The sequence below is a fragment of the Minwuia sp. IMCC3060 genome (genome assembly GCF_029909435.1).
Taxonomy (GTDB): domain Bacteria; phylum Pseudomonadota; class Alphaproteobacteria; order Minwuiales; family Minwuiaceae; genus Minwuia.
Genome location: NZ_CP123782.1, coordinates 3,099,904 through 3,116,300 on the forward strand (window position 1 = coordinate 3,099,904; position 16,397 = coordinate 3,116,300).

Sequence of the window (16,397 nt, forward strand, 5' to 3'; positions counted from 1 at the left end):
CTTACTGCGCCGCCGCCGCATCCTTGCGGGGCGTGCAGAGACCGCGGGAGGAATTGGCCTTCATGAAGCCGATGATGTCGTCGACACCGGCTTCCCCCTCGAAGAGCTTCTCCGCATCCGCGACCTTCTCTTCCATCGTGCCCTCCGGCCCGAACAGGAAGCGATAGGCACGGCGCAGCGTGCTGATCTCGTCGCGGCTGAAGTTGCGCCGCTTCAGACCAACCAGGTTCAGCCCGTCCAGCCGCGCCAGGTTGCCCCGTGCCAGACCGTAGGGAATCACGCTGGTGCCGAGCGCCGACGCGCCCCCCACCATGGCGTGCTTGCCGATCTTCACGAACTGGTGCACCGCCGTCATGCCGCCCACGATGGCCCAGTCATCGACTTCCACGTGTCCGCCCAGCAGCACGTTGTTCACGATGATGACGTGATTCCCCACCTGGCAGTCATGCGCGATATGGGCCCCGGTCATCAGCAGACAGCCATTGCCGACCGTGGTCAGCATGCCACCACCCTCGGTGCCGGGATTGACCGTCACATGTTCGCGGATCGTGCAGTCCTGCCCGATCTCCAGCCGTGATAGCTCGCCCTTGTACTTGGTGTCCTGCGGCGGGTGGCCGATGGAGGCGAAGGGGAACACCCGGGTCCGTGCGCCGATGCGGCTGCGCCCCGCGAGTGCCACATGGGAGACCAGTTCCACCCCGTCATCCAGGGTGATGTCGCCTTCAACCACGCAGAAGGGACCGATGCGGACACCTTCGCCCAGCGTCACGTCATCACTGACAACCGCAGTGGGGTGAATTTCGGCCATTCAGAGCTTTTCCTGGATCATGGCGGCAAAGTCGGCCTCGGCCACCACCTTGTCATCGACATAGCCCTTGCCATGCATCTTCCAGATCATGTCGCCGCGCCCGCGCAGCTTCTCGACATGCACCCGCAACTGGTCGCCCGGCTCCACCGGCCGGCGGAAGCGGCAATTGTCGATGGTCATGAAATAGACCACCTTGCCCTCCATCCCCTTGCCCAGCGTGCGCGCGAACAGCACGGCAGAAGTCTGCGCCATGCACTCGATGATCAGCACACCCGGCATCACCGGCTTGACCGGAAAATGGCCGACGAAGTGCGGTTCGTTGATGGTCACGTTCTTGATGCCGACCGCACTGTGGTTCGGCTGGATGTCCACGACACGATCAACCATCAGCATCGGGTAGCGGTGGGGGATCATCTGCATGATCCGGTTGATATCAACCGGGCCAGCCATGTCATCCACGATGGTCGCATCCGTGTCCGTCATGTATCCGTCCCCTTCTTCGTGCCCAGCCGCCGAATGGCGGCGAGCTGGCGCCAGAACTCCCTTACCGGCATCGCGGGCTGCCCCAGAACCGCGGCACCGTCAGGCTGGTCATTCATCACGCCGGAAAGCGCACCGATCTTCACGCCATTGCCGATCTTCACGTGGCCTGAAATACCTGCCTGACCACCTACCTGCACAAACTGGCCGAGCTTGCTTGAACCGGCAATCCCAACTTGCGCCACAATGATCGAACCGTCTCCGATTTCGACATTGTGCGCGATCTGCACCAGATTATCGATCCACACATTGCTGCCGATCTTCGTGTCATGGCCGGAACCGGAGGCGACACAGACGTTCGCGCCGATGTGGCAGTCATCGCCGATCAGCACCCGCCCCACCTGGGGCACCGCGACGTGACGCTGCGGATGCGGCGCGAACCCGAATCCCCCCGGTCCGATCCGCGCCCCGGACTGCACATGCACGCGCGCGCCCAGGATGCAGGTCTCCAGCGAGGCATTGGCGTCGATACGGCTGCCTGCACCGATAACGACGCCCGGACCAACCGTGACATTGGCGCCAAGGACGACCCCGTCACCGATCTCCGCACCTGCCCCCACAACGGCGTGGGGGGCGGCCGAGACGCCATCGCCCACGACTGCGGTGTCGTCGATGAAGGCGGTGGGGTGAATGACGCCATCCGGTTCAGGACCGGGATAGAGCGCCTGGGACACCATGGCAAAGGCCAGATAGGGATGCGGTGTCGGCAGGACGATCGTGCCTGCCGGCGCGCGGTCGGCGAGTTCCGGTGTGATCACGCAGAACTGCGCCCTTGTCTCGGTGAGGGCCGGCAGATACTTGCGGTTGTCGAGGAAGCTCAGATCACCGTCGCCCGCCTGCTCCAGCGGCAAGGCATCACGGATCTGCATCGACGGGTCCACACCCTCAGGTACTTTGAACAGGCCTGTCTTCTGCGCCAGATCGCCAAGCGTGAACGGCCCGAGCCGTCGATGGAACCGCGCGTCAGGCATCAGAAACCTTCAGGCCGCCCGACCTTGACCGACGGAAGCCGCTGGTTCAGCCGCGTGATGATTTCCTTGGTGATGTCCAGGGCGCCATTGGTCCAGCTGATGCTGTTGCGGTCCAGAACCAGATTGAAGCCCCGTTCCCGCTCCAGTTCCTCGATGATGCCCAGGATCTGCCCCTTCAGCACCTCGACCGCCTGCTGCTGGGTCTGGCCGATGGACTGGCGACGGTCCTGCACCATGCGCTGCGCGTCGGTATAGCTCTTCTGCAGTTCGTTCTTGCGCTGCTCGACGGCGTCGGGGGACAGAATGGCAGCCTGCTGGCGCAATTCGTCCTGCCGTGCCTTCAGCGCCTTGTCCTCTGCCTGGATAAGCTGCTGCAGGCTGTCCATGTAGCCCTTGATCTGGTTCGCGATGCTGATTGCGGCCTTGGATTCACGCAGGATCTGCTGCGAATCCATCGTCGCGATGATCGGCGGCGGCATCGACTGCGCCCGGGCGGCCTGATGACCGCCAAGCGTCATGAGCGAGATACAGATCGCGGCAAGCCAGATGGCACGCATGGATGTTTCCTCAATTCTACTCGTTCGCAGGGGAACCAATGATTCTCACGGCAGAAACCAGATATTGGTTACAGCACAGGTTACCAACCGGCGGCAACCGGAGAGCGTCAGAAGCGTGTACCGAAGCTGAAGCGGAAGGCTTCCGTTTCATCGAGATCGTTGCGCAGGATCGCGCGGGCCACGTCGAACAGCAACGGCCCGAACGGCGAGCGCCAGGTCACACCGACACCAACCGCCAGGCGGAGCGAAGGATCATCCTCGACACCGCCATTGGCAACGACACCGAACGCGGAGCCATAGTCGCTGAAGAACCGGCCCGACATGCCCAGTTCATCGGGCAGGCCAAGCGGGAAGGTCAGCTCCGTCGAGCCGGTGACGAAGAACTCACCGCCAAGCGCGTCACGCGTTGCCACGTCGCGGGGACCGATACCACTGGCCGCGAAACCGCGCAGCGTGTCCCCGCCAACGAAGAAGCGGCGATTGATGCGGACATCCTTCGCGATACCGAAGACCGCGCCACCGCGGACCGTCTGCGACAGTGTCCATTCTTCCGACACGGGGAAGAACTGCGTGTGCCGTGCCTGGGTCCGCAGGTCGCGCACCGTACCACCGAAGCCCGCGAGTTCCTGACCGAACGTCGACAGGGAGCCGTCGTGCGGCGTGATCGGATCATCCGTCAGATCCAGCTTCAGCTCGTACCCCAGCGAACTGGTGACGGAGACGCCCTGCTGCTGCTGAATGAACAGCGACGCGGTGTTGCCCACGTTCTTGATGTTGTCGCGGCGCAGCTGGTAATTCAGGCTCATCCGCAGCGCTTCGGACAGCGAGAAACCGGTCCTGAGGCGCCCGCCGGAGGTGCTCTGGTCGAAAGATGACTCGTCCTGGAAGTCGATGTTGGTGTTGAAGATGTCGATACCCGCGGCGATCGGCATGTCCAGGAAATAGGGTTCGGTGAAGCTCAGATCGACTTCACGCCGACGCAGGGACAGGGAGAAGGAAAGCCGCAGGTTCTGCCCCCGTCCCAGCAGGTTGCGTTCACTGATCGAGACATCACCGATCACGGCCTCCGTGGTGGAGAAGCCGGCACCGACAGACAGTTCACCGGTCGGCTGTTCCTCGACCTTCACCTTCAGGATCGCCTTGTCGGGGGCTGATCCCTGTTCCGGCGTGATGTCATTGGTCTTGAAGAAGCCCAGCGCCCGGATGCGGCGGTTGGAACGGCTGATCTTCGCGGTATCGAAGGCATCACCCTCGATCAGCTGCACCTCGCGGCGCACCACCTCGTCCAGCGTTCTGGTATTGCCCTCGATATCCACCCGTTCGACATAGACCCGCGGACCTTCACGAACCTCATAGGTGATGTCGACGGTCCGCTTCTCGCGGTCACGCTCGGTGCGGGGCCGTACATCGACAAATGCAAAGCCCTTGCGGCCAAGCTGGAACTGGATGTCCTTGATGGACTTCTCGACCTGCGTGCCATTGTAGACCTCGCCGGTCTCGTCGGTGATGGCCTTGCGCAGTTCCTTCGGATCCACGTCCTTCACATCGGCCTTCAGATCGACGTTGCCGAAACGGTACTGCTCCCCCTCCTCCACCGTGAAGGTGATGAAGAAGTCCTCCCGGTCACGGGTCAGTTCGGCCACCGCCGAGACGACACGGAAATCGACGTAGCCATGCTCCAGGTAATGCTGCCGCAGACGGTCGCGGTCCAGCGCGACGATGTCCGGGTCATAGACGTCTGTCGAACTCAGGAAATTCCACCAGGCGCTCTCGCTGGTGGCGATGACCGAGCGCAGGTCGTCGTCATCGAAGACCGTGTTGCCGAGGAACCGGATGGCACTGATTTCGGTCGGATCGCCCTCATTGATCTCGAAGACCAGGTTGATCCGGTTCTGCTGCAACTGGATGATCTTTGGCTCGATGGTCGCGGCGAAACGGCCGCTGGCGCGATAGATCTGCAGCAAGCGCTGCACGTCGCTCTGCACCCGCGCGCGGGTATAGACCACCCGTGACCGCAGCTGCACTTCCGAGGCGAGCAGGTCGTCCTTCAGCAGCTTGTTGCCTTCGAAAACAAGCTGGTTGATTACCGGGTTCTCGACGACGGTCACGATCAGGGCATTGCCCTGGCGCCGCAGGTTCACGTCGGCGAAAAGGCCGGTGCCGTAGAGTGTCTTCAGGGCGCGGTCCAGACGGGATGCCTCGAACGGGCTGCCCGGCTCCAGCTGCATGTAGGAGCGTACGGTCTCGGCCTCGATCCGCTGGTTACCCTCGACGACAATATCCTGGATAAGCTGCGCGTTCGCGACGAACGGCAACAGCCAGGCCAGCACAGTAATCAGGATCAGCCGTCGCGACACGCCGTGGAACCCTCTATCTCCGGTCTGACCCGTCACCGGGTATCAGGAAAACAGACCCTTCATGAAATCAACCACACCGAAACGGTCGATGTCGTTGAACGTCGCCACGAGCATCAGGCCGATAACCATGGCGAAGCCCAGACGGTAGCCGATTTCCTGAGTCGTTTCACCCAGCGGACGCCCCCGTACTGCCTCGACGGCATAGAACAATAGATGGCCGCCGTCCAGCATCGGGATCGGAAACAGGTTGATGAGACCGAGGCTTATCGAAAGGAAGGCCGCGATATTGATCAGGGAGGCGATGCCGAAGCTGGCCGCCTGTCCTGAAATCTCCGCAATACCGGCCGGTCCGCGCAGTTCCTCCACCGAGCGATGACCGGTGATCATGTCACCGACCGCGGACAGGGTACTGCTGGTGATCACCCAGGTCTGGCGCACCGCCTCGACCAGGGCACTGCCGACACCAAGCTCGCGCCAGCCACGCTCCATCGCCCGCACGCCCAGCATGCCGACCTTGCTGTCATTGCCGAACTGGTCCTGGATCACGACCACACGCGGCTGTGCATCCAGGTCGATCAGCGCGCCGTCGCGTTCCACGGTCAGGGGCAGCGGCCGGTCCAGGTTCAGCGACACGATGCGGCGCAGATCCTCGAACGAGACAACCTCCTCGCCACCTGCACTGACGATCAGGTCACCGGGCTGCAGTCCGGCCTCAGCCGCCGCACTGTCAGCCACGACATCGGATACCATCGCGGTCGTGAAGGGCTGGCCCCAGACCGTGAACATGCCCGCGAAGATGACGATCGCCAGCAGGAAGTTGGCCAGGGGGCCGGCAACGACGACCGCGGCACGCTTCGCCAGCGGCTTGTTGTGGAAATTCTCCGGATCATCGTCGTGCAGGTTGCCGGCATGGTCGGGGGTGCTTGCCGCGCCGCTGTCACCGCGGAACTTCACATAGCCGCCGAAGGGGATCATCGAGACCTTCCAGCGTGTGCCGCGACGGTCATACCAGCCGAACAGCTCCCGACCGAAACCGACCGAGAAGGCCTCGACCCCGACGCCACACCAGCGGGCAACGAGGTAGTGACCCATCTCGTGAACGAAAACCAGCACCGTCAGGACGGCGAGGAACGGCAGGATGTAGTCGATCAGAAACATGCAGGTTCCCTTGCAGGATCAGTTGTACAGCGCCATGCCGGCCACATCAGCCCAGCAGGGCAGCCGTCCGGACACGTGTCTCCGCATCCAGTGCCATGACGGCCTCAATCGTATCAGGCGCACCTGAATCAATCATTTCCAGAGCGGTTTCGACAAGCTCCGCAATGCGAAGAAACCCGATCCGGCCCGCCAGGAATGCGGCGACCGTCACCTCATTCGCCGCATTCAGCACCGTGGGTGCCCCCTTGCCCGCCTCCATGGCGGCCCGCGCCAGTCGCAGCGCCGGGAATCGGACGGGGTCCGGTGCCTGGAAAGTAAGCTGGCCGAGTGTGGCCAGATCAAGGCGCGGCGACGGCGCGGCGATCCGCTCCGGCCAGGCCAGGCAGGACGCGATCGGCGTGCGCATGTCGGGGCTGCCAAGCTGGGCCAGTGTCGAGCCATCGACATATTCGACCATCGAATGGATCACCGACTGCGGATGCACCAACACGTCGATCTGATGGTCGGCGACGGGGAACAGGTGCCAGGCCTCAATCATCTCCAGGCCCTTGTTCATCATCGTGGCGGAATCGACGGAGATCTTGGCACCCATCGACCAGTTGGGATGCGCCACGGCCTGCGCCGGTGTGACATCCGTCATCTGTTCCATCCCGAAATCAAGGAACGGTCCCCCCGAAGCGGTCAGCACGATGCGTCTGACGGCCTGGGCGCGGTCACGGTCAAAGACCTGGAAGATCGCATTGTGCTCGGAATCCACCGGCAGCAGCGTTCCGCCGAAGCGCCGGACATCGCGCATCACGATATCGCCTGCACAGACCAGACATTCCTTGTTTGCCAGTCCGACGTCGGCCCCCCGCCGGATCGCGGCCAGCGTGGGCGCAAGCCCTGCCGCACCGACAATCCCGGCCATGACGAAGTCGGACAGGCCCGCAGCCGCCTCCACCAGTGCCTCCGGCCCTGCCGCCGCCTCGATCCCGCTGCCTGCCAGGGCATCCCGGAGGTCGCCATACAGCGCCGGGTCCGCGATGACCGCCAGCCGGGCACCATGCTGTCGCGCCAGTGCGGCTAGGTCGCCAACATTGGTATTGGCGGTCAGGGCGTCGATACGGAACCTGTCCGGATGGCGTGAAACAAGGTCCAGCGTGTTCAGGCCGATGGACCCGGTGGCGCCCAGGATCGTCACCGACTTCTGCGGCCCGATGGCGGCGATGGCCGCGTCGCGGTTCGGATGCGGCAGGCTCGCGATACCGGCTGTGGCGCTCATGCAGCAAATCCCATCACATCCGGCATCAGCGCCAGCATGATTGCCGCCGCCACCAGACCATCGACCCGGTCGATGATTCCACCGTGTCCGGGAATGATAGTACCCGAATCCTTCACGCCGAAATGACGTTTCCATGCAGACTCTGCCAGATCGCCGCATTGTGCGACGACGGAGACCAGCACACCACCGGACAGAAGGGCCGTCACGGACAGGTCCTCCGTGTCCCCCCCCATGCCGGACCCGAGCCCGATCGCCACGGACGTCACGGCCGCAGCCACCACGCCCCCGGCAGCACCCGACCAGCGCTTGTTCGGACTGACGCGAACCCAGATGCGCGGCCCCTGAAAGGTCCGCCCCGCCGCCAGCGCGCCAATGTCGCTGGCCCAGACACAGGCTAGCAGCCAGATCAGCGGCCACGCCCCCCACTGGCGAAGCATCAGCAGCGCAAGCATGGCCCCGCAGATCACCGCGACGCCGAGCATTGTCCAGATCGCCCGCCCGCCTGCGAACCATGCCGCCAGTCCGGCCAGCACTGTCGAGACAACCACGGCAGAGAGCGCGATTCCAATGGTGGTTCCGAGGTCCAGCAGCGCGATCGCGGCAACGCCACCAAGCAGTCCGATGGCCATGGCGAGCGGGAACCGTCCGGCAGTGGCCCTGGCGTCGGCGGTCGCGGTCACCCGCGACCACTCGAAGGCCGCGACGCTGCCTGCGATGACCAGCACGACATTGAACCAGACACCCCCGGCGAGCGCCGCCAGGATGACAATCGTGCCAAGAACCAGTGCAGACCCGATCCGGGCACCTAGGCGCAGGTCACTGTCAGCCACTGCGTCCGCCAAAGCGCCGCTCACGCTGCCCGAAGATCTCGACGGCCTGCTGCAACTGCTCCAGCCCGAAATCGGGCCAGAGCGTGTCGTCGAAAACAAGTTCCGAATAGGCCGCCTGCCAGAGCAGGAAGTTCGAAAGCCGCTGTTCGCCGCTGGTGCGGATCAGCAGATCAGGGGCCGGGACATCGGGAAGGTCCAGATGCCGGGACACCGCAGCCTCGTCAATGTCGGACGGATCAAGCCTGCCCGCCGCGACCTCGGTCGCCAGCCGCCGCGCCGCGCGCACGATCTCCCCCTGACCGCCATAGTTCAACGCAATGATCAGCGTCAGCGCAGCGTTTGACCGCGTGGTTTCCTCCGCCTGCTCCATCAGCGCACAGATGTCGCCGGAAAGTCCGTTCCGGTCACCAATGAAACGGACGCGGATGCCGTTCCGGTGAAGGTCCGCAATCTCGCGCCGCAGATAGAGTTTCAGCAGGGACATCAGGTCGCGGACTTCATCCGCCGGACGACGCCAGTTCTCGGAGGAGAAGGCGAAGAGTGTCAGATAGGGCAGGCCGAGTTCCCGTGCCGCGCGCACCGTCGCCCGCACCGCGTCCGCCCCCTTCCGGTGGCCGGCCACATGCGGCAGGCCACGCGCCTTCGCCCAGCGTCCGTTGCCATCCATGATGATGGCCACATGACGCGGCAGGGTCGTGGAGGCTGTCAGGGGGTCGGGATTGGACACGTGATCAGACCTGCATGATTTCCTGCTGCTTGACCTCCAGCACCTCGTCGATCTCCTTGATCGTCCGGTCGGTTTCCGACTGTACCTCCTCGGAGTAGAGCCGCTGGTCGTCCTGGCTCATCTCGCCGGCCTTCTCCAGCCGCTTCAGTTCGTCCATCGCGTGACGACGGATATTGCGCACCGCAATACGGCCCTGCTCCGCGTACTGCCCGGCGACCTTGGTCAGGTCCCGGCGACGTTCTTCGGTCAGTTCCGGAATGGGCACGCGGATCGTGCTGCCTTCGGTGGCCGGGTTCAGTCCCAGGCCGGAGTTGCGAATCGCCTTCTCCGCCGCACCGACATTGTTGCGGTCCCAGATCTGGACCGAGATCAGCCGCGATTCCGGCACGTTGACGGTGCCGATCTGGTTCAGGGGCATGTCGCTGCCATAGACATTGACGACCACGCCATCCAGCAGTGAAGCCGATGCGCGCCCGGTGCGGAGACCGGTGAAGTCCTTCTTCAGGGCCTCCACCGCGCCATTCATGCGCCGCGTGAGGTCGTCGAGATCAATTTCCGAATCTGCCATTGCCCTGTACCTGCCCTGCTTTCGTCCGGCCTGTCGTGCGGCCTCTATCCGTTATCGACTATCGTGGAACGGCCACTCCCGGTCAGAGCCTCCGCGATACCGCCTTCGCCATCAAGCGCGAAAACCATGACTGGAATATGGTTCTCCCGCGCAAGTGCAAAGGCTGCAGTGTCCATGACCTGGAGATCCTTCGCCAGTGCCTCGTCGAAGGTCAGCCGGTCGTAGCGTGTCGCGGACGGGTCCTTCTTCGGGTCGGCGCTGTAGACGCCATCCACCTGGGTCGCCTTGGCGATCAGATCGCATTTCAGCTCCGCCGCCCGCAGCGCCGCTGCCGTATCCGTCGTGAAGAAGGGGTTGCCGGTGCCACCGACGCAGATCACCACTTCCCCGCGGTCAAGGGCGGCAAGCGCGTCATCGCGCACATAGGGGCGGCAGACCGTCGGCATCGGAATGGCCGACCAGGCATGTGCGACCAGCCCTGCCGCGCGCAACGCATCCGCCAGTGCCAGTCCGTTCATCACCGTTGCCAGCATGCCCATGTGATCGGCGCTGGCCCGGTCCATGCCCGCCGCAGCGGTCTTCACGCCACGGAACAGGTTGCCCCCACCGACAACGATGGCCATTCCGGTGCCGGCGCGGACCGTGTCGGCAATATCACCGGCAATGCGGTTGAGAGTAGGAAAGTCGATACCGAATGCGGTATCGCCCATCAGGGCCTCGCCAGAACATTTGAGCATCACCCTGCGGTGACCAGATGTATCCGGCATGGTTCAAGGCTCCCTGTTTTCCGGCGGGATCGGGGGCGGCATGACCCGCCCCCTCATCCAACCTGATATCCTGCCGTCGATCAGTTGCCGGTTGCGGCAGCGACCTCGGCAGCGAAGTCCGATTCGGCCTTCTCGATGCCCTCGCCCAGCGCAAAGCGCCGGATCGCGGTGATCGTGATCGTGCCGCCCGCATCCTTCGCCGCGTCGGCCAGGGCCTTCTTCACGGTCTGGTCCGGGTCGATCACGAAGGCCTGCTCCAGCAGCACCACTTCCTGATAGTACTTGCGCAGACGGCCCTCGATCATCTTGTCGACGATCTCGGCGGGCTTGCCGGAGGCCAGTGCCTGCTCCCGCAGGACCGAGCGCTCGCGCTCGACCAGGCTCTGGTCCAGATCGGCAACGTCGATGGACTGCGGGTTGGCGGCGGCGACATGCATCGCAACCTGGCGACCGAAGGCCTCCAGCTTCCCTGCATCACCGGAGCCTTCCAGGCCGACCAGGATACCGATCTTGCCCAGACCCGGCGCGGTGGCGTTGTGCACATAGCTGCAGACCACACCTTCGCTGACCGAGATGCAATCGGCCCGGCGCAGCGACATGTTCTCACCGATGGTGGCGATGGCGTTGGTCAGTTCCTCCGCAACGGTCCGCCCCGAACCGGGAAAGTCCGCTGCATTGACCGCATCCAGATCACCATTGTTCGCCAGCGCGATACCGGCAATCGTGCTCACCAGATTCTGGAACCTGTCGTTGCGGGCCACGAAATCGGTCTCGGAATTGAGTTCGATCATCGCGCCCTGCTTGCCGTCGGTAACAACGCCAACCAGACCTTCGGCCGCAGTACGGCCTGCCTTCTTGGCCGCCGCGGCAAGGCCCTTCTTGCGCAGCCAGTCCACTGCCGCCTCGATGTCGCCATCGTTTTCCGCCAGCGCCTTCTTGCAGTCCATCATGCCGCCGCCGGTCTTCTCGCGCAGTTCCTTGACCAGCGCTGCCGTGATCTGAGCCATTACTCGCCCTCTTCTCGTCAGATATTTCGCATCAATCCCGAACCCGGAAAGGCTCAGGCCTTCGGAGCCTCGCCAGCCTCTTCGGCACCAGCTTCGGCGGCCGGGGCCTCCTCGGCAGCCGCAGGTGCAGCTTCGGCAGCGGCTTCCGCTTCCTCGGCGGCAATCACCGGCTCCTCGATCGGCTGCTCCAGGGCACCGATGTCCTCATCCGCCGCACCCATTTCCGCCTGGATGCCATCAAGCACCGCCTGGCTGAACAGGTCGCAGTAGAGGTTGATGGCGCGCAGCGCATCGTCGTTGGCCGGGATCGGGTGGTCGATGACGGTCGGATCGGCGTTGGTGTCGCAGATGCCAATGACCGGAATGCCCAGCTTGCGGGCCTCGGCCACGGCGATCTTCTCCTTGCCGGTGTCGATGACGATCATGACGTCCGGCAGGCCGCCCATTTCCTTGATGCCGCCCAGGGCCATGTCCAGCTTGTCACGCTCCCGCGTCAGCTGCAGGGTTTCCTTCTTGGTCAGGCCCGTCTGTTCCTGAACCAGCAGTTCCTCCAGCTCCCGCAGGCGGCGGATGGAGTTGGAAACGGTCTTCCAGTTGGTCAGTGTGCCGCCGAGCCAGCGATGGTTCATGTAGAACTGGGCGCAGCGCTTCGCGGCTTCGGCCACCGGGCCGGATGCCTGGCGCTTGGTGCCGACGAACAGCACACGGCCACCGGACGCAACCGCGTCGCGCACGACCTTCAGGGCCTGGTGCAGCAGCGGGGCGGTCTGGGAAAGATCGACAATGTGGATACCGTTGCGGGCGCCGAAGATATACGGCTCCATGCGGGGGTTCCAGCGGTGGGTCTGATGACCGAAGTGGGCGCCTGCTTCCAGCAGATGGCGCATCGAAACGTCTGGCAGAGCCATGAACCGATTTCCTTTGTTTCCGGTTGTGCCTCCGCAGGACTGTGATCCGACCCGTCAGGGGCCGAACACCGGAAGGGCAGACGGGGCTTTCTCTCCGCTGTCCCAAATCCTGCGTGCGTGATGGGGCGGGTCATACAGCCCCTTGGCCCCACTTGCAACCCCGCAACGGGCGGATATCCGGGGCTTGCGCACGAAATCAGCAGCGGTGGCCGGAATGCGCGCCTCAGATCTCCGCCACATCGATGACGCCGCCAATCGACTTCAGCGATTGCCGCACCGAACGGTCGATGCGGAACGCGGCCGGCAGTTCCATCGCCACCTCGCTCATCGCCCCGGTGTCACGCAGGGTAAGCTGGACAAGACCACGTCCACCCTCGGCGCGCTGCAGGATGGATCGGATGGTGGGCAGGGCATCCGGCCGCGCCAGCGTGATCCGCGCACCCGCCGCGGCGTCGGCGACGAAGGCATCGATGTCCTCCGCGCCAAGCAGGGTCAGGGTCGGTTCCTCCCGGTCGCGCCTGATCTCGACCCGGAAGACACCGTTCCAGCCGACCTGCAGCTTCTCGCGATATTCGTTCAGCACATCGCCGAAGCACAGGATCTCACATTCCCCGGACGGGTCGGACAGGCCGATGAAGGCGAATGCCCGGCCCTTTGCGGAGCGCCGGACCTGCAGCGCGGAGATGCTGCCCGCCAGCATCAGTGAGGTCATGCCCTCGGCAAAGGCATCCGGCAGACGATCCAGCGCCCGGACCCCCTTCTGCCGCAAGCGCTGCTGATAGTCGTCGAGGGGGTGACCGGACAGGTAGAAGCCAATGGCCCCCCGCTCCTCGGCCAGGCGTTCCAGGTCATCGAACTGCGGGGAGTCAGGCAGGGGCGGACGGTCGCCCGCGGAACCGGCATCGGGACCGCCGCCGAACAGTCCCATCTGGCCGCTGGCCCTGTCCGCCGCCTGCCGCGACGCATAGCCCAGCAGCACGTCCAGTGACTTGATCACCTGGCGGCGGTTGGCGTTCAGACTGTCGAAGGCACCGGCACGGGCCAGGTTCTCCAGCTGGCGCTTGTTCAGGGCGGAGGTCTCGACGCGGGTGATGAAATCGAACAGGTCCCTGAACGGCCCGCCCTCGTCCCTCGCGTGAACAATCGCAGCCATGGCGTCGCGGCCGACGTTCTTGATTGCGGCCAGGGCATAGCGGATACCCTGTTCCTGCCCGTCGGCGTCGCGCTCCACCCCGAAGACGACGCCGGAGGCATTCACGTCCGGCGCCAGCATGGGAATCTTCAGCCGCTTCAGTTCCTGGCGGAAGACATCCAGCTTGTCCGTATTGCCCATGTCGAGGGTCATCGACGCAGCCATGAAGGCCGCCGGATGGTTGGCCTTCAGCCAGGCGGTCTGCCAGGCCACCAGCGCATAGGCCGCCGCGTGGGACTTGTTGAAGCCGTAGCCCGCGAACTTCTCGATCAGTTCGAAGACATAATTGGCGATGCGGTCGGTGACGTTGTTGCGCTGCGCGCCCTCGATGAAACGGGCCCGCTGCTGGTCCATTTCCGCCTTGATCTTCTTGCCCATGGCCCGTCGCAGCAGATCAGCCTCGCCCAGGCTGTAGCCCGACATGACCTGGGCGATCTGCATGACCTGTTCCTGGTAGACGGGAATGCCATAGGTCTCGGCCAGGATGGCCTCCAGCATCGGATGCGGGTAGTCCGGTTCCTCCCGCCCGTGCTTGGTGGCGATGTACTTCGGGATATTGTCCATCGGGCCGGGACGGTAGAGGGCAACGATGGCGATGATGTCCTCGAACTTGTCAGGCTTCATCTGGCGCAGCACGTCGCGCATGCCAGAACTTTCCAACTGGAACACGCCCACCGTCTCGCCCCGCCCCAGCATGGCGAAGGTGGCCTCGTCACCCTCCGGTATGTCTGCGACAGTCATGTCCAGCCCGCCATCGCGGACATGACCGATGGCGCGGTCCAGCACGGTCAGCGTCTTCAGGCCCAGGAAGTCGAACTTCACCAGCCCCGCCGATTCCACATACTTCATGGAGAACTGGGTGACCGGCATGTCGGACTTCGGATCGCGGTAGAGCGGCACCAGCTCGTCCAGCCGCCGGTCGCCGATCACCACACCCGCCGCATGGGTGGAGGCATGGCGATAGAGGCCCTCGAGCTGCAGGGCCTGATCGATCAGATGACGGACGGCGTCATCGTCCCTGTACTCGGCCTTCAGCGCCGGTTCCTGCTCCAGTGCCTCCTTCAGGGTGACCGGATTGGCCGGATTGTTCGGCACCATCTTGGAAATCCGGTCCACCTGGCCATAGGGCATCTGCAGCACCCGCCCGACATCGCGCAGCACCGCACGGGCCTGCAGCTTTCCGAAGGTGATGATCTGCGCCACCTGGTCATGGCCATACTTGTCCTGCACGTAGCGGATGACCGCGTCCCGCCGGTCCTGGCAGAAGTCGATGTCGAAGTCGGGCATGGACACGCGTTCGGGGTTCAGGAACCGCTCGAACAGCAGCCCGTAGCGCAGGGGATCGAGGTCGGTAATGGTCAGGACATAGGCCACCAGCGACCCGGCACCGGAACCGCGCCCCGGCCCCACCGGAATGCCCTGGCCCTTGGTCCACTGGATGAAGTCGGCGACGATCAGGAAGTAGCCGGGGAAATCCATGTCGATGATGATGCCGAGTTCCAGGTCCAGCCGTTCCCGGTAGACCTTCTCCTCGACCACGATCCCCTTCTCCGCCATGGCGGCGAGGCGCGCATCCAGTCCCGCATAGGCCATGGCACGCAGTTCATCCGCCTCGCTGCGCCCCTCCGTCGTGGGGAAACGGGGCAGGATCGGGTCGCGCCGGGGGGCCATGAAACCGCAACGGCGGGCGATCACCAGCGTGTTGCTGATCGCCTCCGGCACATCGGCGAACAGCGCCTTCATCTCGTCGGCACTCTTGAACCGATGCTCCGGCGTCAGGCGGCGGCGTTCCGTCTGGCTGACATAGGCGCCCTCCGCCACACAGATCAGGGCGTCATGGGCGTCATACATGCCCCGTTCGAGGAAGAAGCAGTCGTTGGTCGCGACCAGCGGCACATCCTCCGCCATCGCCATGTCGATCATCACCTGCTCGACCTGATCCTCCGCCGCCAGGCCATGACGCTGCAGCTCGACATAGGCGCGGCCCGGAAACAGTCCGGCGATCTGCCGCAGCCAGGTCCGCGCCGCTGCCTCCTCCCCGTCCGCCAGCAAGCGCCCCAGCGGTCCCGAGGCGCCGCCGGTCAGCAGGATCAGCCCGTCGGTCAGCTCCGCGAACTTCCCCTCCGCCAGATGGGTGTCGAAACCGGGATCGGTATCGAGGAAGGCGGAGGAAACCAGCTTCATGAGGTTGCCGTAGCCGGTCGCGTCCTGCACCAGCAGGACGACGGAACCCAGGCGCGGGCGCGGCAGGGCGGAACCCTGTCGCTGCTCCATGCCGAAGGCGACGGCAAGCTGGCAGCCGATGATCGGCTGCACCCCCGCCTCCGCCAGTGCGGGACCGTATTCCATGGCACCGAAGAGATTGTTGGTGTCCGTCACCGCGACAGCGGGCATGCCGAACTTCGCGGCCTTCACCGCCAGATCCTTTGACCGGATCGCCCCCTCGGACAGGGAGTAGGCACTGTGCAGCCTCAGATGTACGAAATCGGCATGACCCATGGTCCGGTCCCCAGCGACAAGTCGCGGGACCGGCCGGACACCGGAATCGGTGCCCGGAGCGAATCCCGCATCAGGGACCAATCATCGTTGCTTGATGCCCCACTGTCGCGGTTCACCCGCCGGGGAGGCCGAATTTCCTGTGGAAAAAACTGTTGACGGATTGACCGGCCGTCAGCCGCCGACGACCGTGCTGATGATCTCCCCCCAGGCCGCGAAAGCACCCCAGAGACCCACAAGCGTTGCC

General features: G+C 64.4%; 14 protein-coding genes. All 14 read right to left on the minus strand.

Annotated elements, in window-relative coordinates; translation table 11 throughout:
- Position 1: 1 nt before the first annotated feature.
- Positions 2-808: an acyl-ACP--UDP-N-acetylglucosamine O-acyltransferase gene (lpxA, locus tag QGV54_RS14600; protein ID WP_281016109.1), complete on the minus strand. Its 807-nt coding sequence runs from the start codon at positions 806-808 to the stop codon at positions 2-4.
- Positions 809-1,291 carry a 3-hydroxyacyl-ACP dehydratase FabZ gene (gene fabZ, locus QGV54_RS14605; RefSeq protein ID WP_281016108.1) on the minus strand — a complete coding sequence of 161 codons (483 nt, stop codon included), beginning with the start codon at positions 1,289-1,291 and terminating at the stop codon, positions 809-811. It lies immediately after the preceding gene.
- Positions 1,288-2,319, minus strand: a complete 1,032-nt coding sequence (gene lpxD, locus QGV54_RS14610; RefSeq protein ID WP_281016107.1) for a UDP-3-O-(3-hydroxymyristoyl)glucosamine N-acyltransferase — start codon at positions 2,317-2,319, stop codon at positions 1,288-1,290. The genes fabZ and lpxD overlap by 4 nt, the downstream gene beginning before the upstream one ends.
- The gene (locus QGV54_RS14615; protein ID WP_281016106.1) at positions 2,319-2,876 is read right to left on the minus strand and encodes an OmpH family outer membrane protein; all 558 of its coding nucleotides are present in this window, start codon (positions 2,874-2,876) and stop codon (positions 2,319-2,321) included. The genes lpxD and QGV54_RS14615 overlap by 1 nt, the downstream gene beginning before the upstream one ends.
- Before the next feature lie 107 nt (positions 2,877-2,983).
- Positions 2,984-5,269 carry an outer membrane protein assembly factor BamA gene (bamA, locus tag QGV54_RS14620; RefSeq protein WP_281016105.1) on the minus strand — a complete coding sequence of 762 codons (2,286 nt, stop codon included), beginning with the start codon at positions 5,267-5,269 and terminating at the stop codon, positions 2,984-2,986.
- A 6-nt stretch (positions 5,270-5,275) separates the two neighbouring features.
- Positions 5,276-6,391, minus strand: a complete 1,116-nt coding sequence (gene rseP / locus QGV54_RS14625; RefSeq protein ID WP_281016104.1) for an RIP metalloprotease RseP — start codon at positions 6,389-6,391, stop codon at positions 5,276-5,278.
- A 46-nt stretch (positions 6,392-6,437) separates the two neighbouring features.
- Positions 6,438-7,592 (minus strand): 1-deoxy-D-xylulose-5-phosphate reductoisomerase, encoded by a 1,155-nt coding sequence (gene dxr / locus QGV54_RS14630; RefSeq protein ID WP_348637692.1) that lies wholly within the window; start codon positions 7,590-7,592, stop codon positions 6,438-6,440.
- 59 nt (positions 7,593-7,651) lie between these two features.
- On the minus strand, positions 7,652-8,485 hold the full coding sequence (locus QGV54_RS14635) for a phosphatidate cytidylyltransferase (RefSeq protein WP_281016102.1): 834 nt from the start codon (positions 8,483-8,485) through the stop codon (positions 7,652-7,654).
- A complete protein-coding gene (locus tag QGV54_RS14640; protein WP_348638789.1) occupies positions 8,478-9,152 on the minus strand; it encodes an isoprenyl transferase in 675 nt (224 codons plus the stop codon). The genes QGV54_RS14635 and QGV54_RS14640 overlap by 8 nt, the downstream gene beginning before the upstream one ends.
- Positions 9,153-9,216: 64 nt before the next feature.
- Positions 9,217-9,780, minus strand: coding sequence for a ribosome recycling factor (frr, locus tag QGV54_RS14645; RefSeq protein WP_281016100.1), 564 nt, complete (start codon positions 9,778-9,780; stop codon positions 9,217-9,219).
- A 44-nt stretch (positions 9,781-9,824) separates the two neighbouring features.
- The gene (gene pyrH, locus QGV54_RS14650) at positions 9,825-10,490 is read right to left on the minus strand and encodes a UMP kinase (RefSeq protein WP_348638758.1); all 666 of its coding nucleotides are present in this window, start codon (positions 10,488-10,490) and stop codon (positions 9,825-9,827) included.
- 137 nt (positions 10,491-10,627) lie between these two features.
- On the minus strand, positions 10,628-11,554 hold the full coding sequence (gene tsf / locus QGV54_RS14655) for a translation elongation factor Ts (protein WP_281016098.1): 927 nt from the start codon (positions 11,552-11,554) through the stop codon (positions 10,628-10,630).
- A gap of 53 nt (positions 11,555-11,607) precedes the next feature.
- Positions 11,608-12,462 carry a 30S ribosomal protein S2 gene (rpsB, locus tag QGV54_RS14660; RefSeq protein ID WP_281016097.1) on the minus strand — a complete coding sequence of 285 codons (855 nt, stop codon included), beginning with the start codon at positions 12,460-12,462 and terminating at the stop codon, positions 11,608-11,610.
- Positions 12,463-12,685: 223 nt separating this feature from the next.
- Positions 12,686-16,153: a DNA polymerase III subunit alpha gene (gene dnaE / locus QGV54_RS14665; protein ID WP_281016096.1), complete on the minus strand. Its 3,468-nt coding sequence runs from the start codon at positions 16,151-16,153 to the stop codon at positions 12,686-12,688.
- Positions 16,154-16,397: the final 244 nt, after the last annotated feature.